This is a genomic window from Embleya sp. NPDC020630, assembly GCF_044334985.1.
GTDB lineage: Bacteria > Actinomycetota > Actinomycetes > Streptomycetales > Streptomycetaceae > Embleya.
The window spans coordinates 500,093-521,021 of the sequence record NZ_JBIRUB010000002.1 but is presented as its reverse complement, the minus strand read 5'-3'; the positions used below and the strand labels follow the sequence as shown (position 1 = coordinate 521,021).

The 20,929-nt window shown below is 73.5% G+C and carries 19 protein-coding genes; 5 read left to right on the top strand and 14 right to left on the bottom strand.

Annotated elements, in window-relative coordinates; all coding sequences use genetic code 11:
* Positions 1–31: 31 nt before the first annotated feature.
* From ACH4XV_RS08520 to ACH4XV_RS08510, 3 genes are all read right to left on the bottom strand, one after another.
* Complete coding sequence (locus ACH4XV_RS08520; protein ID WP_395787743.1) at positions 32–1,819, bottom strand: hypothetical protein; 1,788 nt, start codon at positions 1,817–1,819, stop codon at positions 32–34.
* 125 nt (positions 1,820–1,944) lie between these two features.
* Positions 1,945–3,207: a formamidase gene (gene fmdA / locus ACH4XV_RS08515; protein WP_395787741.1), complete on the bottom strand. Its 1,263-nt coding sequence runs from the start codon at positions 3,205–3,207 to the stop codon at positions 1,945–1,947.
* A 203-nt stretch (positions 3,208–3,410) separates the two neighbouring features.
* On the bottom strand, positions 3,411–3,692 hold the full coding sequence (locus ACH4XV_RS08510; protein ID WP_395787739.1) for an FmdB family zinc ribbon protein: 282 nt from the start codon (positions 3,690–3,692) through the stop codon (positions 3,411–3,413).
* A gap of 162 nt (positions 3,693–3,854) precedes the next feature.
* Between ACH4XV_RS08510 and ACH4XV_RS08505 the strand changes: the two genes are divergently transcribed.
* The 4 genes from ACH4XV_RS08505 (at position 3,855) to ACH4XV_RS08490 (ending at position 8,145) form a co-directional block, all read left to right on the top strand.
* The gene (locus tag ACH4XV_RS08505) at positions 3,855–4,598 is read left to right on the top strand and encodes an SDR family NAD(P)-dependent oxidoreductase (protein ID WP_395787737.1); all 744 of its coding nucleotides are present in this window, start codon (positions 3,855–3,857) and stop codon (positions 4,596–4,598) included.
* Positions 4,595–5,350 (top strand): SDR family NAD(P)-dependent oxidoreductase, encoded by a 756-nt coding sequence (locus tag ACH4XV_RS08500; protein ID WP_395787735.1) that lies wholly within the window; start codon positions 4,595–4,597, stop codon positions 5,348–5,350. Before ACH4XV_RS08505 ends, ACH4XV_RS08500 begins: the two co-directional genes overlap by 4 nt.
* Before the next feature lie 156 nt (positions 5,351–5,506).
* A complete protein-coding gene (locus ACH4XV_RS08495; RefSeq protein WP_395787733.1) occupies positions 5,507–6,889 on the top strand; it encodes a hypothetical protein in 1,383 nt (460 codons plus the stop codon).
* Positions 6,886–8,145: an ABC transporter substrate-binding protein gene (locus ACH4XV_RS08490; RefSeq protein WP_395787731.1), complete on the top strand. Its 1,260-nt coding sequence runs from the start codon at positions 6,886–6,888 to the stop codon at positions 8,143–8,145. The genes ACH4XV_RS08495 and ACH4XV_RS08490 overlap by 4 nt, the downstream gene beginning before the upstream one ends.
* Before the next feature lie 226 nt (positions 8,146–8,371).
* Here ACH4XV_RS08490 and ACH4XV_RS08485 read toward each other — a convergent pair whose 3' ends face one another.
* The 3 genes from ACH4XV_RS08485 to ACH4XV_RS08475 all read right to left on the bottom strand — a co-directional run bounded on the left by ACH4XV_RS08485 (position 8,372) and on the right by ACH4XV_RS08475 (position 11,269).
* Positions 8,372–9,442: a phosphotransferase family protein gene (locus ACH4XV_RS08485; RefSeq protein WP_395787729.1), complete on the bottom strand. Its 1,071-nt coding sequence runs from the start codon at positions 9,440–9,442 to the stop codon at positions 8,372–8,374.
* The gene (locus ACH4XV_RS08480; protein ID WP_395787727.1) at positions 9,439–10,731 is read right to left on the bottom strand and encodes an acyl-CoA dehydrogenase family protein; all 1,293 of its coding nucleotides are present in this window, start codon (positions 10,729–10,731) and stop codon (positions 9,439–9,441) included. The genes ACH4XV_RS08485 and ACH4XV_RS08480 overlap by 4 nt, the downstream gene beginning before the upstream one ends.
* 79 nt (positions 10,732–10,810) lie before the next feature.
* Positions 10,811–11,269 (bottom strand): MarR family winged helix-turn-helix transcriptional regulator, encoded by a 459-nt coding sequence (locus tag ACH4XV_RS08475; RefSeq protein WP_395787725.1) that lies wholly within the window; start codon positions 11,267–11,269, stop codon positions 10,811–10,813.
* 127 nt (positions 11,270–11,396) lie between these two features.
* On the opposite strand from ACH4XV_RS08475, the gene ACH4XV_RS08470 reads away from it, so the two are divergent.
* Entirely contained in the window at positions 11,397–11,969 is a 573-nt protein-coding gene (locus ACH4XV_RS08470; RefSeq protein WP_395787723.1) for a hypothetical protein, read from the top strand.
* A 9-nt stretch (positions 11,970–11,978) separates the two neighbouring features.
* Here the strand turns inward: ACH4XV_RS08470 and ACH4XV_RS08465 are convergent, their stop codons facing one another.
* The 8 genes from ACH4XV_RS08465 to ACH4XV_RS08430 form a co-directional block, all read right to left on the bottom strand.
* Positions 11,979–13,241: an ABC transporter substrate-binding protein gene (locus ACH4XV_RS08465; protein WP_395787721.1), complete on the bottom strand. Its 1,263-nt coding sequence runs from the start codon at positions 13,239–13,241 to the stop codon at positions 11,979–11,981.
* Between the two features lie 4 nt (positions 13,242–13,245).
* The gene (locus ACH4XV_RS08460) at positions 13,246–14,418 is read right to left on the bottom strand and encodes a branched-chain amino acid ABC transporter permease (RefSeq protein ID WP_379997240.1); all 1,173 of its coding nucleotides are present in this window, start codon (positions 14,416–14,418) and stop codon (positions 13,246–13,248) included.
* A 37-nt stretch (positions 14,419–14,455) separates the two neighbouring features.
* The gene (locus ACH4XV_RS08455) at positions 14,456–15,346 is read right to left on the bottom strand and encodes a branched-chain amino acid ABC transporter permease (RefSeq protein WP_395787719.1); all 891 of its coding nucleotides are present in this window, start codon (positions 15,344–15,346) and stop codon (positions 14,456–14,458) included.
* Positions 15,343–16,197 carry an ABC transporter ATP-binding protein gene (locus ACH4XV_RS08450; protein ID WP_395787717.1) on the bottom strand — a complete coding sequence of 285 codons (855 nt, stop codon included), beginning with the start codon at positions 16,195–16,197 and terminating at the stop codon, positions 15,343–15,345. Before ACH4XV_RS08450 ends, ACH4XV_RS08455 begins: the two co-directional genes overlap by 4 nt.
* Complete coding sequence (locus ACH4XV_RS08445; protein WP_395787715.1) at positions 16,194–17,003, bottom strand: ABC transporter ATP-binding protein; 810 nt, start codon at positions 17,001–17,003, stop codon at positions 16,194–16,196. The genes ACH4XV_RS08450 and ACH4XV_RS08445 overlap by 4 nt, the downstream gene beginning before the upstream one ends.
* A gap of 162 nt (positions 17,004–17,165) precedes the next feature.
* On the bottom strand, positions 17,166–18,365 hold the full coding sequence (locus tag ACH4XV_RS08440; RefSeq protein WP_395787713.1) for a PucR family transcriptional regulator: 1,200 nt from the start codon (positions 18,363–18,365) through the stop codon (positions 17,166–17,168).
* Between the two features lie 135 nt (positions 18,366–18,500).
* On the bottom strand, positions 18,501–19,319 hold the full coding sequence (locus tag ACH4XV_RS08435; protein WP_395788652.1) for an enoyl-CoA hydratase/isomerase family protein: 819 nt from the start codon (positions 19,317–19,319) through the stop codon (positions 18,501–18,503).
* 63 nt (positions 19,320–19,382) lie between these two features.
* Positions 19,383–20,921, bottom strand: a complete 1,539-nt coding sequence (locus ACH4XV_RS08430) for an MFS transporter (RefSeq protein ID WP_395787711.1) — start codon at positions 20,919–20,921, stop codon at positions 19,383–19,385.
* Positions 20,922–20,929: the final 8 nt, after the last annotated feature.

Here is a 20,929-nt window from a genome sequence, read left to right as displayed (position 1 = left end):
CCCACCCGGCGACGGCCGGTGCCGGGCGTGGTCAGGTACGGGCGGCGCCGGCCGCGGTGGTGACCAGTTCGGCCAGGCTGCCCTCGAAGTCCGGCAGCAGCCGCAGCGCGACCACGGCGAACGGCACGCGGTCCGCCGGGGCGACCCGATCCGCCATCAGGGCCCGAAAACGCTCCCGGAGTTCACGAGCGGCGGCTGCGTCGGGGGCGATCGCCTCGCAGCGGCCGAGGAGTTCGGCGGCGGCCACCGCGCGCGGCCGGGTCAGCACCTCGGCGAGCGGCATCCGCCCGGTCGCCAACGCGGTCGCGGTGGTCTGCTCCTCGGGGGTGCGCCAGTGCACGCCGCGTGGATCGGTCCAGGTCACCGGCGTCGGCCAACGGCCGGGGCGCGGGCGGTACGGGGAGCGCGGCACGGCCTCGGCGGCGCGGCGCAGCTCGTTCGGGCACCCGTCCTGGTCGAGCAGGAGCGCCAGCGCCCGGTCGCCGAACGGGTTGCGCCGGTGCGCCCGGCGGATCTCGGCCCAGTCCACGACGGGTGTCTCGATCATCGGCCAGCCGACCGCCGGCAGGTGGCCGCGCAGCCGCCGGGCGAGTCGGCGGGTGCCGCCGGCGGCGGCGACCTCGGCCCGCAGTCGGTCGAGCGCGCCCGGTTCGGCGAGCAGTTCGCGGCAGCGGGCGGCCAGGGGTTCCGGCAGGCCCAGGTCGGCCACCAGGTCCAAAGCGGCGCGCGGACCGGATCGTTCGGCCAGCCGCAGCAGGGTGATCAGCAGCACCATGCGGTAGCGCGGGGCCCGAAACGGCTGCGCCTGCCGCCCGGTCGGCATCGGCACCACGTGGTGGGTGTACGGGCGCAGCCCCTCCACGCCGCGTTCCTGCCAGATCGCCAGGCACTCGGACAGGGGCAGGCCCAGCGCGCCGCGCCGCAGCAGCGCGGAGCGGACCAGGAGCGGGTCGCCGGACCACAGCGCGGGCAGCCGGATCGTGATCGCCCAGTCGCGGCACACCCGTTCCGCCACGGTCGGGTGCAGCGGGGTCGCCGAAGCCATGATCCGGGCCCGGATCGCCGGGCCGGTGCGCGGGTTGAGGTAGACCGCCGCGTTCAGCGCCGAATCGCCCAGCTCGATCAGCGCGCCGGCCACCTCGGGGCGGGCCCGCCTGGCCCGGGCCAGCGCGAGCCGCTGGGCCGGCGTCGCCCGGGCGATCAGCTCGGTCAGCACGGCCGGCGGCATCTCGGCGCCGAACCGCAGCAGGTCGCGCACGGTGTGCGGGCGCAGCGCGGGCAAAAGTTCGGCCAATACCTCCGCGGGCGCGAGCAGCGACAACTGGCGGAAATCAGCGCGCAGATCCGCCGGAACGCGCAGATCGGCCGCCTCCTCGCCGGGTCCCGCCGCCGCCTCGCCCGCCCCCGCCGCCTCGATGGCCGCGCCCAGGGAGGTCGTACAGGTCGGCAACGCGGCCAGCAGTCGGCCCCAGGCGGCGGTCGAGCCGCCGAGGTGACGCTCGATCAACTCGCCGAGCCCGCGCGTGACTTCGGCGTAGGTGCGGGGATTCTTCGGGGCCAGTGCCCGCAGCGCGCGCAGCGCCGGCAGGGCCGGTCCGGTGTACAACCCGGCGAGCGCGCCGCGCGGCAGCCCCAGGTTGCCGGCGATCGCGAACAGCGCGGCCTCGTCCGCCCGGCGCAGCGCGTCGCGTACCAGGGCCGGCGGCAGCGTCTCGGTCTCCCGGAGTGCCGCCGGCATCTCCTCCCGCATCCGTGCGAAGATCGATCCGTCGACATCGTTCAATTCGGCCAGCAGCGCGATGATGGCGGTCTTCGACACTCGTGCACCCTCCGTGGCGTCCTCACCAGGAAGCTACGGGGTCCGGCCGACAACCACTCGGCCGAGGTGCACCCCGGCGCCCAAGCGCGCGGAGTGCCCTCTCCCTCGGTTCGCCGACCCCCGGTTCAGTCGCTCGTCGTGGCGCACTGCCCCCGGTCCACACGCACCGGTCCGGCCGCCGACGGGCGGATGTCGACGTCGAAGATCTCCGTCGGCAGATACAGCGTCGCGCAGGCGTTCGGGATGTCCACCACGCCGGAGAACCGGCCCTCGATCGGCGCCGCGCCCAGGATCAGATACGCCTGCTCGGGGGTGTAGCCGAACTTGGTCAGATAGGTGATCGCGTTCAGGCAGGCCCGCCGATACGCCAACGTCGAGTCCAGGTAGCGCTGTTCGCCGTCCTCGGTGACCGAGAACCCGGTGAAGGTCAGGTATTCGCTGTACTGCGGCGCCGACCGCCCGGGCATGAAGATCGGGTTGGTGGTCACCCCGTAGGTCTCCATACCGCCCTTGATCACGTCCACGCGCAGGTCGATGAAGCCGCCCATCTCGATCGCGCCGCAGAAGGTGATCTCGCCGTCGCCCTGGCAGAAGTGCAGGTCGCCCACGGAGAGTTTGGCGCCGTCGACGAATACGGGATAGAAGATCCGGGATCCCGCGGTCAGGTTTTTGATGTCCTGGTTTCCGCCGTTCTCGCGCGGCGGCGCGGTGCGCGCGGCCTCCCGGGCGGCCTCGGCGGCGCGTGCGGCGTCCATCGAGCCGAGCACGGCGGCGATCGGCTCGGGCGGCAGCGCGAGCGGCGGCACCCGGTTCGGGTCGGTCGCGCGCAGCGCGCCCTCGCGGGCGTTCCACTCGGCGAGCAGTCGGGCCGAGGGGGCGGTGCCCATCAGGCCGGGGTGGATCATGCCCGTCAGTTCGACCCCGGGGACGTGCCGGGAGGTGGCGCGTTGCCCGTGGAAGTCCCAGACCGCCTTGTACGCGCCGGGGAAGTGGTCGGTGAGGAAGCCGCCGCCGTTCTCCTTCGCGAACAGGCCGGTGTAGCCCCAGCCCTGGCCGGCCACGGGGCCGGTCACCGCGAAGGTGTCGTCCTGCGGGCAGGCACCGACGTCGAGGATGTCCACGATCAGCAGGTCGCCCGGCCGCGCGCCCTCGACCCCGATCGGGCCGCTGAGCTGGTGCACCATGGTCAGGTCCGCGTCGCGCACGTCGTCGGCGCTGTCGTTGTTGCCGATCGTGCCGTCGAACCACTCGCGACACTCGATCCGGAACTCGGCGCCGGGCTTGACCACGGTCACCGGCGGCACGTCCGGGTGCCATCGGTTGTGGCCGAGCGTCTTCTGCTCCCGGAAGGGGCGGGACTGGTCGACACCGAACACGATCTCGGGCATGTGACTCCTCGAAGCCTCTTGGTGACGGCGGCCGGTGACGGTGTGTCAGGGCCGGGGCGGGTCTCTGGGTCCCCCGTCGGGCTCCGCGGCGTCCGGCGCCGTGCATCGGCGTGCCGGCGGAGCACCTGCGTAGTGGTTCTATTCGGGTGCTTCGCCGGGGCGGCGAGGTGCGGTGCCGGGCGTCGTGGTGCTCGGCGGGAGGCTCAAGACCCGCCCCGGGGCAGTCGGGCGTGCCGGGGGTCGCCGGGCGCGCGTACTCCGCGTCGGGGTGGTGGGCCCGAGGTCACGGTGGGGGCGTGGGCCGAGCGCTCCTCGGCGGCGGCGGCGCGCATCCGGACGCCGTTGCCGGCCAGTCGCGGTGCGGTCCACACCCGCCGACCGGGCGCCGCGCAGGCGGGACATCGTTCGCTCGGGCCGGCCTCGCCCAACGGGCGGGTCAGCTCGAAGTCACCGCAGTCCGCGCATCGGTACACGTAGGTCGCCACGATCGCCTCCTCACCTGGTCACCGGGTCTGCCGGAAGCACAACACAGCGCCGGGCAAAAGGAAACGGACGACACGCGGATCGCACCTGACGCATGGTCAATTCGCCTGCTCCGTGGTTCCATCGCGCTGTCGATCACCAGTCGCCCCACCTTCGGAGGTCCCGTGGCGGAACAAGTCGCCCTCGTCGTGGGTGCGACCGGCCTCGGCGAGGCCGTCGCGCACCGGCTCGTCGCGGACGGCCGCGACCTGGTCCTGTGCGACCGGGAGGAGGCGCGGGCGTCGGATCGACTCGCCGAGACCGCCGCCGCCACGGGTGCGCGCGTGGTCACCGCCCGGGTCTGCCTGGACACCCCGGACGTCTTCCACGACGCCCTCCCCGACCTGCTGCGCCAGGCCGGCCACGACGCGGTCGACGCGCTCGTGTACACGCTGTTGCCCGACGACGCGTTCACTCCGCGCCCGCTCGCCGCGCTGACCGACGAGCAGTGGCGGCGGCTGGCCGAGGACCCGGTCCGGCACGGCCTGTCGGCGCTCCAGGCCGCCCGCGAACTGCTCGCCCCGCGCCGGGGCCGCCTCGTCCTGGTGGTGCCCGCGATCGCCCTCGAAGGCGCCGCCGACCTGGTCCCGCTCGCCACCGCCGCCGAGACGCTGCGCGCGCTGGCCAAGTCGGCCGCGCGCCGCTGGGCCGCCGACGGGATCACCGTCAACCTCGTCACCCCGGACGTGTTCGCCTACGGCGCCGAGCACCTGCGCGGCACCGACGTGGACCGGGGCGAGGCGGTCCTGCCCGGCCCGATCACGCCGGCCGACGTCGCGGACGCCGTGGCGCTGCTGCTCGACCCGGCCGCGGCCCGGCTGACCGGCACCACCCTGATCGTCGACGGAGGAGCGCTGATGACGCCGTGACCGAACACGTGGCCCTGGTGACGGGTGCGGCGGCGGGCCTCGGCAGGGGCATCGCCCTGGCCCTGGCGGCGGCCGGCTCCACCGTCGTGGTGACCGCGCGCCGACTCGCGGCCGGCGCCGAGGTGGTGGACGAGATCGCCGCGCGCGGCGGCACCGCGTGGGCGACCACGTGCGACGTCACCTCGGCGGAGTCGGTCCGGGCCGCGATCGAGGCGACCGCGGCCCGCTTCGGCCGGCTGGACGCGGTGGTGCACAACGCCACGTCGCGGCGCTCCAGCGAACCGGTGGACCTGGAGCACGCGGACCCGGCGCTGTGGCGCGAGCACGCCGACGTCTCGCTCACCGGCTCGTTCACCGTCGCCCGCGCCGCGTACCCGCATCTGCGCGCCACCGAGGGCGCGTTGTTGCTGCTGACCTCCCCGGCCGGGATGCGCGGCAGCGCGAACCTGTCCTTCTACGCGGGCGTCAAGGGCGCCCAGCGGGGCTTCGTCAAGGCGCTGGCCCGCGAGTGGGGCCCCACCGGTGTCCGGGTCAACGGGCTGGCGCCGCTGGCCGTGACACCCGCGCTTGCGGCCGCGTTCGAGGCGGATCCGACCATGGAGGGGCGGATCGCGGACAAGGTGCCGATGCGCCGGGTCGGCGATCCGGAGAGCGACATCGGGGCGCCCGCGGTGTTCCTGTGCGGGCCCGCCTCCCGCTACGTCACCGGCCAGACCCTGATCGTCAACGGGGGTCGGGACACGTTCCTGTGAGCCGGACCGGGCGGTGATCTCTGCCAAATCCCCTCAATCAGCCCGTACTTAGCACACGGCACCCTTTTCCGACAAGGGCCAACACCGTGTGGTAACCGGTCGATCACGCGTCTAACCTGACCGGGTTGCCGAGCGGAACGAGGGGGCGCCCGTTCCATGTCCAGCACCACAGCAGGCTCGATCGCACACCGTCCGTCGCGGGTCCGGCCCCGGCTGCCCGCCTCCACGCCGAGCCGATTGGTCGCGCTGGCAGTGCTGTTGGTGCTCGCGCTGATCCCGGTCTGCACGCTGTCCGTGCTGATAGCGGACCGCTCCCGGGCGACCACGGCGGAATTGCGCGACCGGCGCATCCCGGCGGCGCTGGCCCTCGACCAGGCTGCCGCCGCGCTGACCGAGGCCGACCGGGCGACGGCGACGAGCCTGGTGTCGGGCGCGTTCTCGTTGACCGGTCCGGGGCAGGACTACCAGGACGCGGTCAAGCGGGCGAACCAGTACCTCACCGTGGCCGCCGACCTGCACCGCGACGATCCGGGCGCCCGCGCGCGGCTGACCGGGGTCAACGCGCTGATGGTCGAGTACACGATCATGGTCGGCCTGGCCCAGACCGGCGGCGACGGGCCGCTGTCCCTGGCCAACGTGTTCTACGCGTCCGATCTGCGGCGGTCGATCGTCACCGGGCTCTACGACCAGCGTCGGGCCGACCTGGAGGACATCCGGGCGGCCCGCTCGACCTGGTGGGTCGGTACGTACGTGGCGGTGCCGTTCGGCGCGACCGCGTTCCTGGCCCTGCTGCTCCTGCTGTTCGCGCACAGGTACCTGCGCCGCCGCTTCCGCCGCCGCACCAGTCCGCCGCTGCTGCTCGGCGCCGCCGCGCTGGCCGCGCTGATCGCCTGGACCGTGCTGCACGCACAGACCACCCACGACCGGCTGGCCGACGCGGCCGGGCGCGGGCTCACCGGCCAGTCCGCACTGTGGCAGGCGCGTACCGCGGTCCACGAGGTGGTCGGCAGCACCGCCTTGGACCTCGCCTCGGGCGGGGTGCCGCGCACGAGCGACGTCAAGGCCGGACTGACCCTGCGGGACCTGGCCGAGCCGCTGCCGTCGGCGGGCGACATCGACGCGGTGCGCACCGGCGCCGACCCCCGGTTCGGCGGCCTGATCGCCACCGCGCTGGCCCAGGACCGATCGGTGCCGCTGCGGGCGGCGGGCGCGCGGGCGCTGACCGCGCTCGGCGCGCTGCGCCAGGCGGGCGAGCGGGCGCGGGCCGAGGCGCCGCGTGGGGGCACCCGGGACGGCGGTGCCGGGGCGGCCACGGTGACCGGCCGGTCCGAGGGGCTCATGTCGGGCGCGGCGGACGACGCCGAGGCGGCGTTGACCGACGCGCTGATCGCCGGCCGCCGGGAGGCCGACGCGGCGCTGGCCGAGGCGGCCGACGACGGCGGGCTGACCGTGGGTGGCCCGGTGGTGTGCGCGGCCGTGCTGGTCCTCGCCCTGGCGGGGGTGCTGGTGCGCCGATTCGAATACGGGAGGCTTCGGTGATCACTGGCGGCCGGCGGCGAGCGGCCTTCGGCGTACTGCTCCTGATCGGGGCGGCGCTGACCCCGGTGGCGTGCACCACCGCGCCGCCGGCGCGCGTGGTGAACGTGCTGGGCACGTGGGAGGACGCCGAGCAGCGGGCGTTCGAGGACGTGGTGGCGCCGTTCGAGCGGGAGACCGGGATCGACGTGCGCTACAAGGGAACCCGGGACGTGGCGGCGGTGGTGGCCGCTCGGGTGGAGGAGGGCGATCCGCCGGAGATCGCGGTGCTCAGTTCGCCGGGCGACCTGCTGCACTACGTCAAGACGAACAAACTCGCGCCGCTGGACGGGGTGCACCCGCAATACGCGCCCGAGTGGCTGGCGCCGGGACAGGTGAACGGCCGTCAGGTGGCGGTGGTGCTCAAGGCCGCGCTCAAGAGCACGATCTGGTACAACCGGGCCAAACTCGACTCGATCCACGAACCGGTGCCCACCACGTGGGAGCAACTGAAGTCCACCACAGCCAAGTTGCGGGCAGCGGGCACGACTCCATGGTGCATGGGGCTGGCCTCCAGCAGCACGTCCGGCTGGCCCGGCACCGACTGGATCGAGGATCTGGTGCTGGCCCGCTCCGGGCCGGACATCTACGACGCCTGGGTGCGCGGGACACTGCCCTGGGAGGCACCGGAGATCAAGTCGGCCTGGCAGAGCTGGGGGGAGCTGGTGACCAATCAGGACAGCGTCCGGGGCGGGCCGATCAACGTCCTGCTGAGCGGGTTCGACAAGTCGGAGCAGGTGCTCGACGCCCGCGGCGGTTGTGTGTTCGACCACCAGGGCTCGTTCGTGGCCGGCACCTACGCGGGGCGCACCCCGCCGGGCGCGGCCCGCGGCTACGACACGTTCGCGTTCCCCGGGTTCGACACACCGCCCGCGCGCGAGGTCGCGGGCGACGTCGCGGCGATGTTCCATCCGACCCCGGCAGCCCGAGACCTGCTCAACTACCTGACGGGCACCCGGGCGCAGGCGTTGTGGGTCAAGTCGGGCACCGCGCTGTCCCCGGACCGCAACGTGCCGCCGGACGCCTATCAGGACGAGGTGACCAGGCGGCTCGGCACCGAGCTGGCCGGGGCGCGGTCGATCCGCTTCGACGGATCGGACCTGATGCCCACCACGATGCGCAGCGCGTTCCAACGGGCGGTGTCGGCCTACGTGTCGGATCCGTCGGCCCTGGACCGCATCCTCGACGACCTCGAACGGGTGCGGGCCACCGCGTACTGATCGGGTCGGAGGTCGTTCGGTTCCGGGAGGGACGCGGCGGGCCCGCCCCGGCCGGGCCCGCCTCGTCTCGAAGTGTTCGCCACGCTCCCTGGCGAACACCTGCAATCTTGGCCCCTCGACCGGCTACTCATGCGTATCCGAGGCGAAGTTCTTGAGAATTTTACTTTTCTCCGCACAACCATCGAGGGATTTGCCCCGATTCTCGGGGTTCGTTCCAGGCGGAACCTCACTCCTCCAGCGTGTCCCGGGCAATGGCCGTCAAACCGGTCACGAGGGACCCGATGCGTTGCCGACGCTCACCCGACGGATCCGCCGCGCGACCGAGCGCACCCGCACACACGATCGCGAGCTTGATCACCGCGAAGGCTTCCCAGAACGGGATATGACGGGTGTTCAGCTCATCCCGGGCGCTGCGGTCGGCACCGTCGGCAGCACGCTCGGCGGCCGCGCGCTCGGCGAGGTACGCGGCGAGCAACCCGTCCGCCGTGGGCAACCCCGGATGGGCGTCCGGCGCGTGCCCGCCCCGCCCGGCCGCCAACAACCGTCCCGCCGGCCCCCAGTAGGCGAGCAGTTGACCGACGTCCGCCGCCGCCGGGCCGAGCGCGGCCAGTTCCCAGTCGAGCACCGCGAGCACCCGCTCCGGGCGGGCCCGTTCGTACATCACGTTGGCCAGGTTGTAGTCGCCGTGCACGATCCGGTCCGGACCCACCTCCGGCACCCGTGCGGCCAGCGCGGCCAACACCTCGTCGACCGCCGGCACCGACCCCGCGGCGCAGGCCCCCCATTGCCGCCGCCACCGCCGCAACTGGCGTACCGGATAGGGCTCGGGCCGGGCGTAGTCGCCGAGCCCCGCCGCCACCGGATCCACCGCGTGCAACCGGGCCAGGGTGCGCGCCAGTTCGCCGCCGACCGCCGCCGCCGTGTCCGCGGCCAACCCCCGCACCGACTCGGCCCGGCCGTAGACCACCCCGTCCAGCCGCCCCATCAGGTAGAACGGCACCCCGATCACCGCCGGATCCGGACACAGCGCGACCATCGGCGCGACCGGGACCGCACCGCCCGCGAGCGCCGCCTGGAACCGGTACTCCCGGTCCATGTCGTGCGCGGTGGGCAGCCCGCCGCGCCGAGGCGGCGTGCGCAACACCAGGTCGACACCGCCGCCGCACACCCGGTAGGTGGGATTGGACGAGCCGCCCGCCAACGCCTGGACCCGCAACTCCGTCCCCCGCGCAAACAGCCCCCGCCCGGCCATCCAGTCGGCGAGTGCCCGCGTGTCCACCACCCCCGGCCCGCTCACGGCAGGTCCAGCAGCGTCGCGAAGCGCGCCTCGGCCGCCGCGCGACGGGTCGGGATGTGCTCGCTCGGCCACCCCTCGACCGCCCGCCGGCCGCGCAGCGCGAGTTTGGCCACCTGCGCGACGTGCACCTCGTCCGCGCCGTCCGACAACCGGAAGTTGCGGGCCATTCGGTACATCTCCTCCAGCGGCAGGTCGGCCGAGTAGCCCAGCGCGCCGTGCACCTGGATCGCCCGATCGACCACGTCGTGCAGGATCCGCGCGCCCCGATACTTGACCTCCGACACCGCCTGGCGGGCCGCCGCCGGCCCCTGGTGGTCCCAGATCCAGGCGGCTTCGAGGGTCATCAGCCGCAACGCCCGGATGTCGATCGCGGATTCGGTCACCATCGCCTGCACCAGTTGGTGCTCGGCCAGCGGCCGGCCGTGCGAACGCCGGGACAGGGCCCGCTCGCAGAGCATGTCGAAGGCCCGCCGGCACTGGCCGATCCAGCGCATCGTGTGCTGGATCCGACCGCCGTTCAGCCGCTTCTGGGCGAGTACGAACGCGTCCCCGGGCGCGCCGATCAGGTTCTCGTGCGGCACCCGGCAACCCTCGAAGAGCAGTTCCGCGTGGCCGCCGAGGTGGTGGGTCGCGGCGCCGTCGTACGGGTGGTGCATGGTGGGCACGTCGCGCACCACGCGCATCCCGGGCGTCCCCCGCTCGACCACGAACATCGAGGCCCGCCTGTGGCGTTCGGCATCGGGGTCGGTGACCGCGAAGACCAGCACGAAGTCGGCCCGGCGCGCGTTCGAGGCGAACCACTTGTGCCCGTCGATCACCCAGTCCGCGCCGTCGCGCACCGCCCGGGTCCGGATCCCGGTCGGATCGGAGCCGGCCGTGTGCGGTTCGGTCAACGAGAACGAACTGGTCAGCCGGCCGTCCAGCAGCGGCCACAACCAGCGCTCCTTCTGCGCCTTCGACGCACCCACGGCGAGCAGTTCGCCGTTGCCCGAGTCGGGCGCCTGATTGCCGAAGACGGCCGGCGCGGACGGCGTACGCCCCAGGATCTCGTGCATCAACGCGAGCCGGACCTGCCCGAACCCGCCGCCGCCCAGGGCCGGGTCCAGGTGCGCGGCCCACAGGCCCCGGTCCTTGACCGCCTGCTTGAGCGGGTCGGTGACGGCGCGCCAGTTGTCCGCGCTCATCCGGTGTTTCACCAGGTCGAGCGGCTCGATCTCGTCGACCACCATCCGCCGGATCCACGCCAGTTCGGCGGCGACCTCCGGATCGGTACTGAAATCCCATGCCATGACGGGACGTTAACTCTGTTAATTAACAGAGTCAATCATCTCGCGCGCGGCGCCGACCACGCGCGCCCGGCCGCACCGCTCACTCCTCGTCCAGCGGCCCGCGCAGGTCGGCCACCAACCGCTGCATACGATCGGCCAGGTCGTTCAGCTCCTCCGCCGTCCACCCGGACAACTGCCGCGCCAGCATCGCGTCGTTGGCGGCCACGAACAGCCGGTACGCCTCGCGCCCGCGCGCGGTCGCCTCAAGCAGCGCCACGCGACCGTCCTCGGGAGCGGTGACCCGAACCGTGTAGCCGCCCTCCTCCAGAATGCGGATCTGCCGACTCAGCGCGGCCGGTTGGATGTCGGCCCGCTCCGCCAACTCCGTCGGCCGAATCGGCCCGAAGTCGATGATGCGGTGCAACACCCCGATCGCGACCAGGCTCAACGGCACCCCGGACCGCTCCATGTGCAGCGCGTCCAGCCGCCGACTGCTCATCAGCCTGCGGACCGAGCTGATCGCCTCGTTGATCCTGCGTCGGCTCGCCTCGTCGGTCATGGCGTCAGCGTACGGGGGCCGACGGGAGCCGCGACGGCCACCCGTCGGCGGCCCGCCGCCCACTCCTTCGAGCCAATCGGCCCCGTACCCCTGTCCCCACCGACGTTCGTCCCCAAGACTGATCTTCGTGCATGCCGAGGTGGTCGTCGAAGGCCCGAAAAACGATTCCGCAGACCGCGCGTTCGCGCTCGCCACGCCCGAGGCCGGGGTCGTGGTGGCCGCCGCGTCGACCGAGCCGGTGGGCGGGTGCGGGCACGGCATGGGGTGGTTCCTGCGGCGGCTGGGGGTGCACCTGCTCGCCCGGCTGACCGATCGGCCGGAGCGCGGCATCGCCGACTGCCTGGCCGACACAATCGCCGAGACCGCCGCGCTGCACGGGGCCCGCTGCGACCTCGGGCACGAGGCCACCCCGGCCGCCACGGTGGTCGCCTGTCGGGTGCTGGACCACGAGTTGCAATACCTGGTGCTCGGCCCCGGCGTGGTCCACCTGCACCACGACCGGGGCCCGAGCAGCCGGATGACCGGCCCCGACGGCCCGTTGGCCGCCGCCCGGGCCCGCCCGGGCATCGCCGCCTACGCCGGCGTCGGCACCGCCCGCCTGTACAGCCTCAGCGGCGCCTCCCTGGCCGCCGACGCCACCGCCCGACCGCCGGCCGGGATCACCCTGACCTTCGGCCCGCCCTCGCCGCCCATCCGGTAGGGCGGGCCGCTACCCCGCCGCCGGCAGCCTGTACTCCCGCGCCGCCGGCACCTCGTACGCGTCCTTGGCCACCACCAGGTTGCCCGGCGCGGCCTTGCTCGGCTTGAGGATGTACGACTTGTAGGTGGCCGGCTTGGTCACGTCGGAGAAGTCCTCGGGCGTGCCGAGGCCGGTGTCCATCTGCTTCTGCTGCCGGTGCGCGGCGATGATCCCGGCGTGCGACAGGTCCTTCGCCGCGCACGCCGCCTTCAGATCCTCGCCGAAGATCTTCATCGCGTTGTACCCGGAGATCACCCCCTGGTCCAGGGTCCCGTCCGGATACTTGGCCTTGTAGTCGGCGGCGAGCTTCTTCACCGCCGGGATGTCCGCGCCGATCGCCGGCGCCGCGCTCACCACGTACAACAATTGCTCCAGCGCCCCGGCCGCCGCGCTCGCCATCACCTGCGGGTGGAAGCCCGGCGCGCTGGTGAGCACCGGCACCCGCAGCCCGGCCACCGCGCCGAAGCCGACCAGGGTCGCGGTCTGCGTCGGCCCGGCGCTGATCAGGATCGCCTTGACGCCCGCGCCGCGCAGTGCGGCGATCTGCGCGGTGAGGTCGGTGTCGGTGGCCTTGATCTTCTGCTCGACGATCTGCACGCCGAGCTTCCCGGCCGCGAACTTCGAGCCCGCCAGCGCGTTTTCGCCGTACTCGCCCTCGAAGTAGACGTGCCCGACCTTGTCCCCGGACTTCAACTGCGCCGCCTGGGCCAGGAAGTCCATCCCGTTGATCATGTCGATGTCGTAGGTGGTGCCGACGATCTGGATCTCCGACCGGTTCAGCAGGGTCGCCGGCCAGGCCTGCGGGAAGGTCAGGATCCGGTCCTGTTTCAGGCTGTCCTGCAACGCGGTGACCACGGCCGAGCCGATCACCTGCGGAAAGCCCGCGACGCCGCCCTTGATCTCGGTGTAGGCGGCCACCGCCTTCTGCACGTCGTAGCCGTGGTCGCGCACGGTGATCGCCAACTTGCGTCCGCAGATCCCGCCCTGCGCGTTGATCTCGTCCACGTACAACTGCTGGGCGTTGACGATGCTCTTGCCCAACGGCGCGTAGGGACCGGACAGATCGGTCAGCGCGCCGAGCGTGATCGTCGTATCGGTGACCCCGGGGCCGGACTTGACCCCGCCCGACTGCTTGTCCTTCTTGTCGTCGTCGCCCTTGGTGCTGCACGCCGTCGCCGCCAGCACGAGCGCCGCGAGCGCCGCCCCCACACGCACGCCGTTCCGAAGCCTCACGGTGCTACTCCTTGGAGCCGATACGGATGGAGCCCTGGGTACGTCCGAGTCGTCCGAGTCCTTCGCCGCGCCCGCCGGGGCCACCGCCCGCTCGACCGCGCAGCAGGCCGACCAGGCCGCCCGGGGCGAACAGCAGGACCAGCACGATCGCCGCGCCGTACAGGTAGCGCGCGGCCTCGCCCGGCCCCACCCCCGACTCCGGGCTGCCGGGCGCCACCACGAGCGGCAGCGTGTCCGCGTACTTGCTCAGCACCTGCGGCAACATCGTCACGAACGCCGCGCCCACCACGGCGCCGGTGACCGAACCGAGGCCGCCGATCACGATCATCGCGAGGTAGTCGATGGACAGCGCGAGGCCGAAGTAGTCCGGCACCACCCGGTTGAAGATCAGCGCGATCAGCGCGCCCGCGAGACCCGCGTACATCGACGACACCACGAACGCGGCGGAGCGGTACCGGGCCGGCGCGACGCCCATCACCGCGGCCGCGATCTCGCTGTCCCGGACCGCGCCCAGCGCCCGTCCGGGCCGCCCGCGCACCAGGTTGCGCGCGGTCAGCGCGGCGACCAGGACCAGGATCAGCGCGAAGTACCACAGCCGTTCGAGCCGACCGAAAGGAATGCCGAGCACCTCCAGGCCGTCCGGCCGGCCGTCGGTGAGGGTGAAGTCGCCGACCCCCATCGAGGGCACCGAACGCCCGTTGAAGCCGCCGGTCACCGACGTCGCGTTGAGCATCACGTGGTGTCCGATGAACACCAGGGCCAGCGTGGCGACGCCGAGGTACATCCCGCGCAGCCGCCCGGAGATCGGGCTGAACAGGCCGCCCACCACACCGGTCAGCAGCACCGCCAGGACCAGCGCGAGCAGCGGCGGCAGGCCCGCGCCGCTCAGGTGGTGCACCCCCACCCGCCCCGAGTCGCCCGCGAGCCAGACGTAGCCGTAGGCGCCGAAGGCCAGGAAGAAGGCGTGCCCGAGGGAGAGTTGGCCGGTGGTGCCCGACAGCAGGTTGAGCCCGATCGCACCGATCGCGGCGGCCATCGCGAACAGGCCGGTCTGCAACCAGAACGCGGTCACGTAGAACGGCAGCACCAGCAGCACCCCGACGACCACGACCACCGCGCCGGGCCGAAACCACCGGCGCGGCCCCGGGCGGGCCGCCGCGGCGTGTCGGGCCGGAATCGATTCTGCGGCCCGGCTCTCCGGCGCGGACAGGCGCTCAGACACGGGCACGCTCCTTCGAGCCGAGCAGGCCGGTCGGCCGCCAGATCAGCACGAGCAACATTACGACGTACGGGGCGACATCGCCGAGGTTGGCGCCGAGCCAACTCAGCTCGCTCTGGTAGCCCGCGGTCAGCGCCGAGGTCAGCCCCACCAACAGGCTGCCGAGCAGGGCTCCGGCGGCCGAGTCCATGCCGCCCAGGATCGCCGCCGGGAACGCGGCGAGCGCGATCTGCCCGGTGGACCGGTCCAGGCCCGCGGACGGGAACGCGGCCAGGAACACCGCCGCGACCGCGGCCAGCGCCCCCGCCACACACCAGGCGATCAACTGCACGCGACCGAGCCGCACCCCCATCAGCGCCGCCGCCTCCCGGTCCTCGGCCGCCGCACGCATCGACAACCCCCAGGCGGTGAAGCGGAACGCCGCGAAGAACGCGCCGATCAGCAGTACGGCCACCACGACGCAGGCGATCCGCGCGTCGGCGATGTGCACGCCGCCCCAGTCCCGCACGCCCGCCTGCCACGGATCGCCCAGGCTCAGCACGTCGGAGCCGATCCGGCGGGTGAGTTCGGTGGTCAGCAGGATGTCCACGCCGATGGTGAGGATGGTCAGGGTGTGCACCTCGGTGCGGCCCAGGCCGCGGATGAACACCATCTCGACCAGGCCCGCCACCGCGGCCGTCACCACCACCGCGACGAGCAGCGCGAGCGTGAAGCCGAGGTCGTCGTGCAGCTTGGCCACGGTGAACCCGCCGAGCAGCAGCAGCGACGCGTGCGCGAAGTTGATCACGCCCGACGCCTTGAAGATCACCACGAAGCCGAGCGCGATCAGCGCGTAGACCGATCCGAGCGCGAAGCCGTTGAGGACGATCTCGGCGAGTTTGGTCATCGGGACTCCTCGTGACTCTCGCTCCGGCCGCCGTCGCCGCCCGGGTCGTGCTCGCCGTCTTCGCCCTCGTCGCCCGCGCCGAGGTAGGCGCGGATCACCGCGGGGTCGCGCCGCACCTCGGCCGGTGTGCCGCTCGCGATCCGCCGGCCGAAGTCGAGCACGGTCACCGCGTCGGCGATCCGCATCACCAGCCCCATGTCGTGCTCGACCAGCACGATCGAGATGCCGAGCGAGTCCCGGATCGAGGCGATCGTGTCCGAGGTCTGCGCCCGCTCCTCGGCGTTCATCCCGGCCACCGGTTCGTCGAGCAGCAATACCCCGGGTTCCATGCACAACGCGCGGGCCATCTCCACCCGCTTGCGCATGCCGTACGGCAACAGCGCGACGGAGGTGTCGAAGACCGCGCCCAGCTGCATGAACTCGGCGATCTCCCGGGCCCGTTCGCGATGCCTGCGCTGCTCGCGGACCACCCTCGGCAGGCGCAGCGCGGTGGCCGCGAAGCCGGAGCGGGTCAGCACGTGCCGGCCGAGCATCAGGTTGTCCGCGACCGTGCCCCGGGTGAGCACGATGTTCTGGAACGTACGGGCGAGGCCGAGACCGGCGATCCTGTGCGGGGGCAGCCGGGTCAGGTCGTGCGCGCCGAGCCGCACGCTGCCGCGCTCGGCCCGGTACACCCCGGAAAGCACGTTGAAGCAGGTCGACTTGCCCGCGCCGTTCGGGCCGATGACCGCGTGGATCGTGCCCGGCGCGACGGTGAAGCCGACCGCGTCCAGCGCGAGCAGGCCGGCGAAGCGTACGGTCACCGCGCGCAGCGTCAGCTCGGGCACGTCCGGTGTCGCCGCGCCGCTCATCCGGTCCACCGTCCGAGCGCCCGGGGCGGAGCGGTCCGGACCGGTGCGGGTGCGCCCTCCGTCTCCACCGCCTCGCCCAGGTACAACCGGCGCACCTCGTCGGTGCGGGCGAGGTCGGCCGACGCACCGGCCAGCCGCACCTCGCCGACGTCGAGCACGTACGCCTTCTCGGCCAGGTCGAGGGCGATCCTCGCGTTCTGCTCGACCAGCAGCACGGCCGTGCCCCGGGCGGCGATCTCCCTGATCACCCCCGCGATCCGACCCACCATGCGCGGCGCGAGGCCGAGCGAGGGTTCGTCCAGGAGCAGCAGGCGCGGTGCGGCCATCAGCGCCCGACCGATCGCCAACATCTGCTGTTCGCCGCCGGAGAGCAGGCCGGCGCGCTGCTCGTGCCGCTCGGCGAGGACCGGGAACAGGTCGAGCACCCGGTCGTGTTCGGCGCGCATCCGCGCCGCCCGCCCGCGCCGGCCCAGCGTGCCCGCGCGCAGGTTCTCGGCGACCGTCAGGTTGGCGAACACCCGCCGGCCCTCCGGGACCTGCACCACCCCGGCGCGCACGATCGCGGCCGGGTCGCGGCCGCCGAGCCGGACGCCGTCGTAGTGGATGGAGCCGCCGGCGATCGTGCCCCGATGCAGGGGCAGCGTGCCCGACACGGCCCGCAGGAGGGTGCTCTTGCCCGCCCCGTTCGCGCCGAGCACGGCCACCACGCCGCTGCCGGGCACGTCGAGGCAGACGCCGCGCAGGGCCCGGACGGACCGGCCGTAGACGACCTCCAGGCCCTCGACGAGGAGCGCTCCCGGTTCCATCGCACCCCTCCCCCGCTGTTGGAGTGACCGCGATCACAGCACGGGGGGTGCGCGGAGTCCAGATCCGCCCGCGAGGTCGGGGCAGCCGACCAACGCGGCGGCGCACGCCTTGTGCAGCGGCACAGCCCGGACCGCGCGGCACACGGTGTCCCGGGCCCCTCCTCAGGCGCTCAGTCGATGCGCGTCCAGGGCCAACGCCAACTCCACCAGGTCGCGCGGCAGGCCCAGTTCGCGCCCGGTCAGCTGTTCCATCCGACGCAGCCGATTGAGCACGGTGTTGCGATGACAGAACAACCGCCGGCCCGCGCGCACCGCCGAGCCGCCCGAGTCGAGCCAGGCACCGAACGTGCCGAGCAGCAGGTCCCGGTCCACCGCGTCCAGGGCCAGGATCGGCCCGAGCACCCGGGCCGCCAGATCCCGCGCCAGATCGGGCTGCGAGGCCACCAGGGCGGCGGGCAACCGCTCGTCCAGGCGCGCGCATTCACCGTCGGCGGTACACGTGCGCAGCGCGATCTCGGCGAGCCGCCGGGCCCGCCCCAACGCGGCCAACCCGTCCACGATCGGGCTGATCCCGGTCCGCGACCCGGCCACCGGGTCGAACGTTTCGGCAATCTCGTCCAACCCCGAGGTGCCGAGCAGGACCACCGCGAACTCCCCCTCCGCGCGCGCCCGCCAGACCACCCGCACCCCGTTCGGCGCGGCCCGCCGAGGCGCGTCGTGCACGCCGGTGCCGGGCAGCGGATGGCGCACCGCGACCACGGCGTAGCGGCCCCTCTCGGGCAGGTCCAACACCCCCGCCGCCGCGGCGAGGTCCGCCTCCGGCGCCCGGCCGTCCAGGAGCGTGTCCAACAGGGCGTGCACCCGCTCGTCGTGACGGTTGGTCAGCTCGCTCTGGACCCGCCGATACTCGTCGGCGATCGCGCTCGCGTGCCGGTCGACGAAGTTCCACACGTCGGTGGCCACGTGCACCAACAGCCGTACCTCGTCCGGCTCCTGCTCCGCCGCGACCTCGACGAGCGTCTGCCACAACATCACCCCGCCGAGCCGGTAGGCGTGCAGCAGCGCCTCCAGCGGCACCCCCTGCTCGGCCCGCCGTCGGGCCAGGCGCCCCGACGCCCAGCGGCTGCCCTCCAGTTCGCGCGGCCAGACCGCGAGCGCGCCGACCGCGACCCGAAGCGCCTCGTGCGTGCTCTGCCACAACTCGTCCGGCGGCACCCCGCCCGCCACGTAGGCGGGTTCGAGCTCCTGCAACTCCGCCACGAGCCGATCGGTCAGCTCCGGCAACCGCCCCGGCAGGGCTCGTGCCGCCCGCCGCAGCAGCGCGCTGTGTTTCGGCCCGTCGGACCCCTCCGCATCGACCATGGAACCCCACCCCACAAGGTCAAAGGACGCCGTCCGGGGCAACAGTGGCAGATCGAAACGCCCGGCAGGCAGGGGACGAACGGGCCGCCGCCGAGCTGTGATGTGCCAAAGACGGAGGGCGGGCGCCCCCGCGCCTCAGCCGTTCCAGGCGAAGCGCGGCGCGCGGCGCTCGGTGAAGGCCGCCAACCCCTCGCGGACGTCGGCCGAGCCGCGCGACTCCCGCTCCCACCGCTCGCGCCAGGCCTCGACCGGGTCGCCGTCGGCCCCCGGATCCGCGCCCGGGACACCGGAAAGGTCCATCGCCAACAGGTCCTTGGCGGCGCGTACCGTCAGCTGCGAGCGCGAGGCGATCGTGCGGGCGAGGTCGTACACACTCTTGTGCGCCTGCTCCGGCCCGAACACCCCGTCCACGAGACCCACCCGCAGCGCGTGCGCCGCGTCGATCAGCTCGGCGGAGAACAACAGGTACTTGGCCGTGGAGACACCCACAAGCCGGGCCAGCCGCGCGGTCGACCCCGCGTCGTAGACGATGCCGAGCTTGGCGGGCGTCACCCCGAACCGGGCGGTGGTGTCCGCGAAGCGCAGGTCGCAGGCGGCGGCGAGCTGGCATCCGCCACCCACGCACGGGCCCTGGACGAAGGCGATCGTCGGCTTCCCGAAGCCGGCCAGCGCCCGCTCCGCGGCCGAGTTCAGCGCGTGGTAGGCGTCCGCCGCCTCGGCCGTGGCGTAGTGCCCGCGCAGCTCGCGGATGTCGGCGCCCGCCGAGAACACCCCGCCGCTGCCGGTCAGCACCAGCACGCTCACCTCGGGGTCGGCGTCGAGCGCGGCCAGGGTACCCGGCAGCGCCGCCCACATCGCCGCCGTCAGCGCCCCGCGCGCGTGCGGGCGATCGATCCGCAGCGTGGCGATCGGGCCCTCCGCCTCGACCACGAGCCCGTCGACCCCGGTGTCCATGGTGCCCATCCCGCCGCCTCTCCCACGCCGACCCGCGCCGCCGACCCACGTCGCGAGGCCACGCTACGGTGCCGGCCGGTCCCGCCCCGGCACGCCCCCCGGTACCCGCTCGTGCCCCGGATCCAGCGGCGGCCCCGCCATGTCGCAGCCGACCCGCACACACGGCGCGGCGCGCCCGCCCGGGACGTCCGGCTCGGTCGCGGCCAGCGCCCCGCTCGGCACGGTGAACCAGGCCACCGCCGAGCCGACCACAAGCAGCGCCGCGCAGATCCACAACGCGCGGCCGAAGCCGGTGTCCACCACATCCGGGTCCCGGTAGCCGTCACCGGACAACCCGACCAGCGCCGGCAGACCGGCCACCGCGAGCAGTCCCGCCGCCCGGGCCGCCGCGTTGTTGACCCCGCTCGCGATGCCCGCCCGAGCGACGTCGACCGAGGCCAACACGGTCGCGGTCAGCGGCGCGACCAGGATCGCCAGGCCCAGACCGAACACCACCACCCCGGGCAGCACGTCGGTGGCATAGGACGAGTGCGGACCGACCCGCAGCAGCGTCAGCAGCCCGCCCGCGCACACCAGCGGCCCCACGGACAACTGCCACCGCGGCCCGATCCGCCGGGCAAGATCGCCCGACCGGGCGGACAGGAACAGCATCACCACGGTGACCGGCAACAGCGCCAGACCGGCCTCCTGCGCCGAATAGCCCGCCACCGTCTGCAATTCGAGCACCAGGAGCAGCATGAACGCGCCCAGCGCGCCGTAGACGAACAGCGTCACCACGTTGACCGAGGTGAACAGCCGGATGCGGAAGATGTCCAGCGGCAGCATGGGCTCGCGCGAGCGCTTCTCCACCAGGACGAACGCCACACCCGCCACCACCCCGGCCGCGGCCGCGAGCACCGCCGAGGTCGGGTTGGTCTGCACCTCCACCAGGGCCCACGTCACCCCCGCCAGGGCCAGCGCGGCGAGCGCCGCGCCGCTCACGTCGAACCGGCCGCGCGGTTGCGGATCGAAGGTCTCCGGGACGGTGCGCAGCGCCACCACGATGGTCACCACCGCCAACGGCAGATTGATCAGGAAGACCCATCGCCAACTGACCGCGTCCACCAGCCAGCCGCCCAGAAACGGCCCGATCGCGCTCGCCACGCCGCCGAGCCCCGACCAGGTGCCCACCGCCCGGGCCCGGTCGTCGGCGTGGAACGTGGCCTGGATGATCGCCAGCGAGCCGGGGGTCAGCAGCGCGCCGCCGATGCCCTGGAGCGCGCGGGCGGCGATCAGCGTCTCGACGTTCGGCGCGATCCCGCACAGCAGCGAGGCCAGCGCGAACCAGGCCACCCCGATCACGAATACGCGACGCCGCCCGTAACGATCGCCCAGCGCGCCGCCGAGCAGGATCAGCCCGGCCAGGGTGAGGGTGTACGCGTTGACCGTCCACTGCAGCGCCGCGAGCGAGGCGTCGAAGGAGCGTCCGATGCTCGGCAGCGCCACGTTGACGACGGTCGAGTCGAGCATCGCCATGCCGGAGCCGAGCACGGTGGCGAGCAGCACCCATCGAGCGGCGGGAGTCTTGGCGCGGATGCCCCCGGAGGGGAGGGAGACGGACACCCGGGCAT

Excerpts from the sequence above, each read along its gene's own strand:
- ACH4XV_RS08440 (WP_395787713.1), bottom strand. The coding sequence starts at position 18,365 with ATGGTCGATGCGGAGGGGTCCGACGGGCCGAAACACAGCGCGCTGCTG.
- ACH4XV_RS08475 (WP_395787725.1), bottom strand. The coding sequence starts at position 11,269 with ATGACCGACGAGGCGAGCCGACGCAGGATCAACGAGGCGATCAGCTCG.
- ACH4XV_RS08495 (WP_395787733.1), top strand. The coding sequence starts at position 5,507 with ATGTCCAGCACCACAGCAGGCTCGATCGCACACCGTCCGTCGCGGGTC.
- ACH4XV_RS08480 (WP_395787727.1), bottom strand. The coding sequence starts at position 10,731 with ATGGCATGGGATTTCAGTACCGATCCGGAGGTCGCCGCCGAACTGGCG.
- ACH4XV_RS08435 (WP_395788652.1), bottom strand. The coding sequence starts at position 19,319 with ATGGACACCGGGGTCGACGGGCTCGTGGTCGAGGCGGAGGGCCCGATC.
- ACH4XV_RS08445 (WP_395787715.1), bottom strand. The coding sequence starts at position 17,003 with ATGGAACCGGGAGCGCTCCTCGTCGAGGGCCTGGAGGTCGTCTACGGC.
- fmdA (WP_395787741.1), bottom strand. The coding sequence starts at position 3,207 with ATGCCCGAGATCGTGTTCGGTGTCGACCAGTCCCGCCCCTTCCGGGAG.
- ACH4XV_RS08455 (WP_395787719.1), bottom strand. The coding sequence starts at position 15,346 with ATGACCAAACTCGCCGAGATCGTCCTCAACGGCTTCGCGCTCGGATCG.
- ACH4XV_RS08450 (WP_395787717.1), bottom strand. The coding sequence starts at position 16,197 with ATGAGCGGCGCGGCGACACCGGACGTGCCCGAGCTGACGCTGCGCGCG.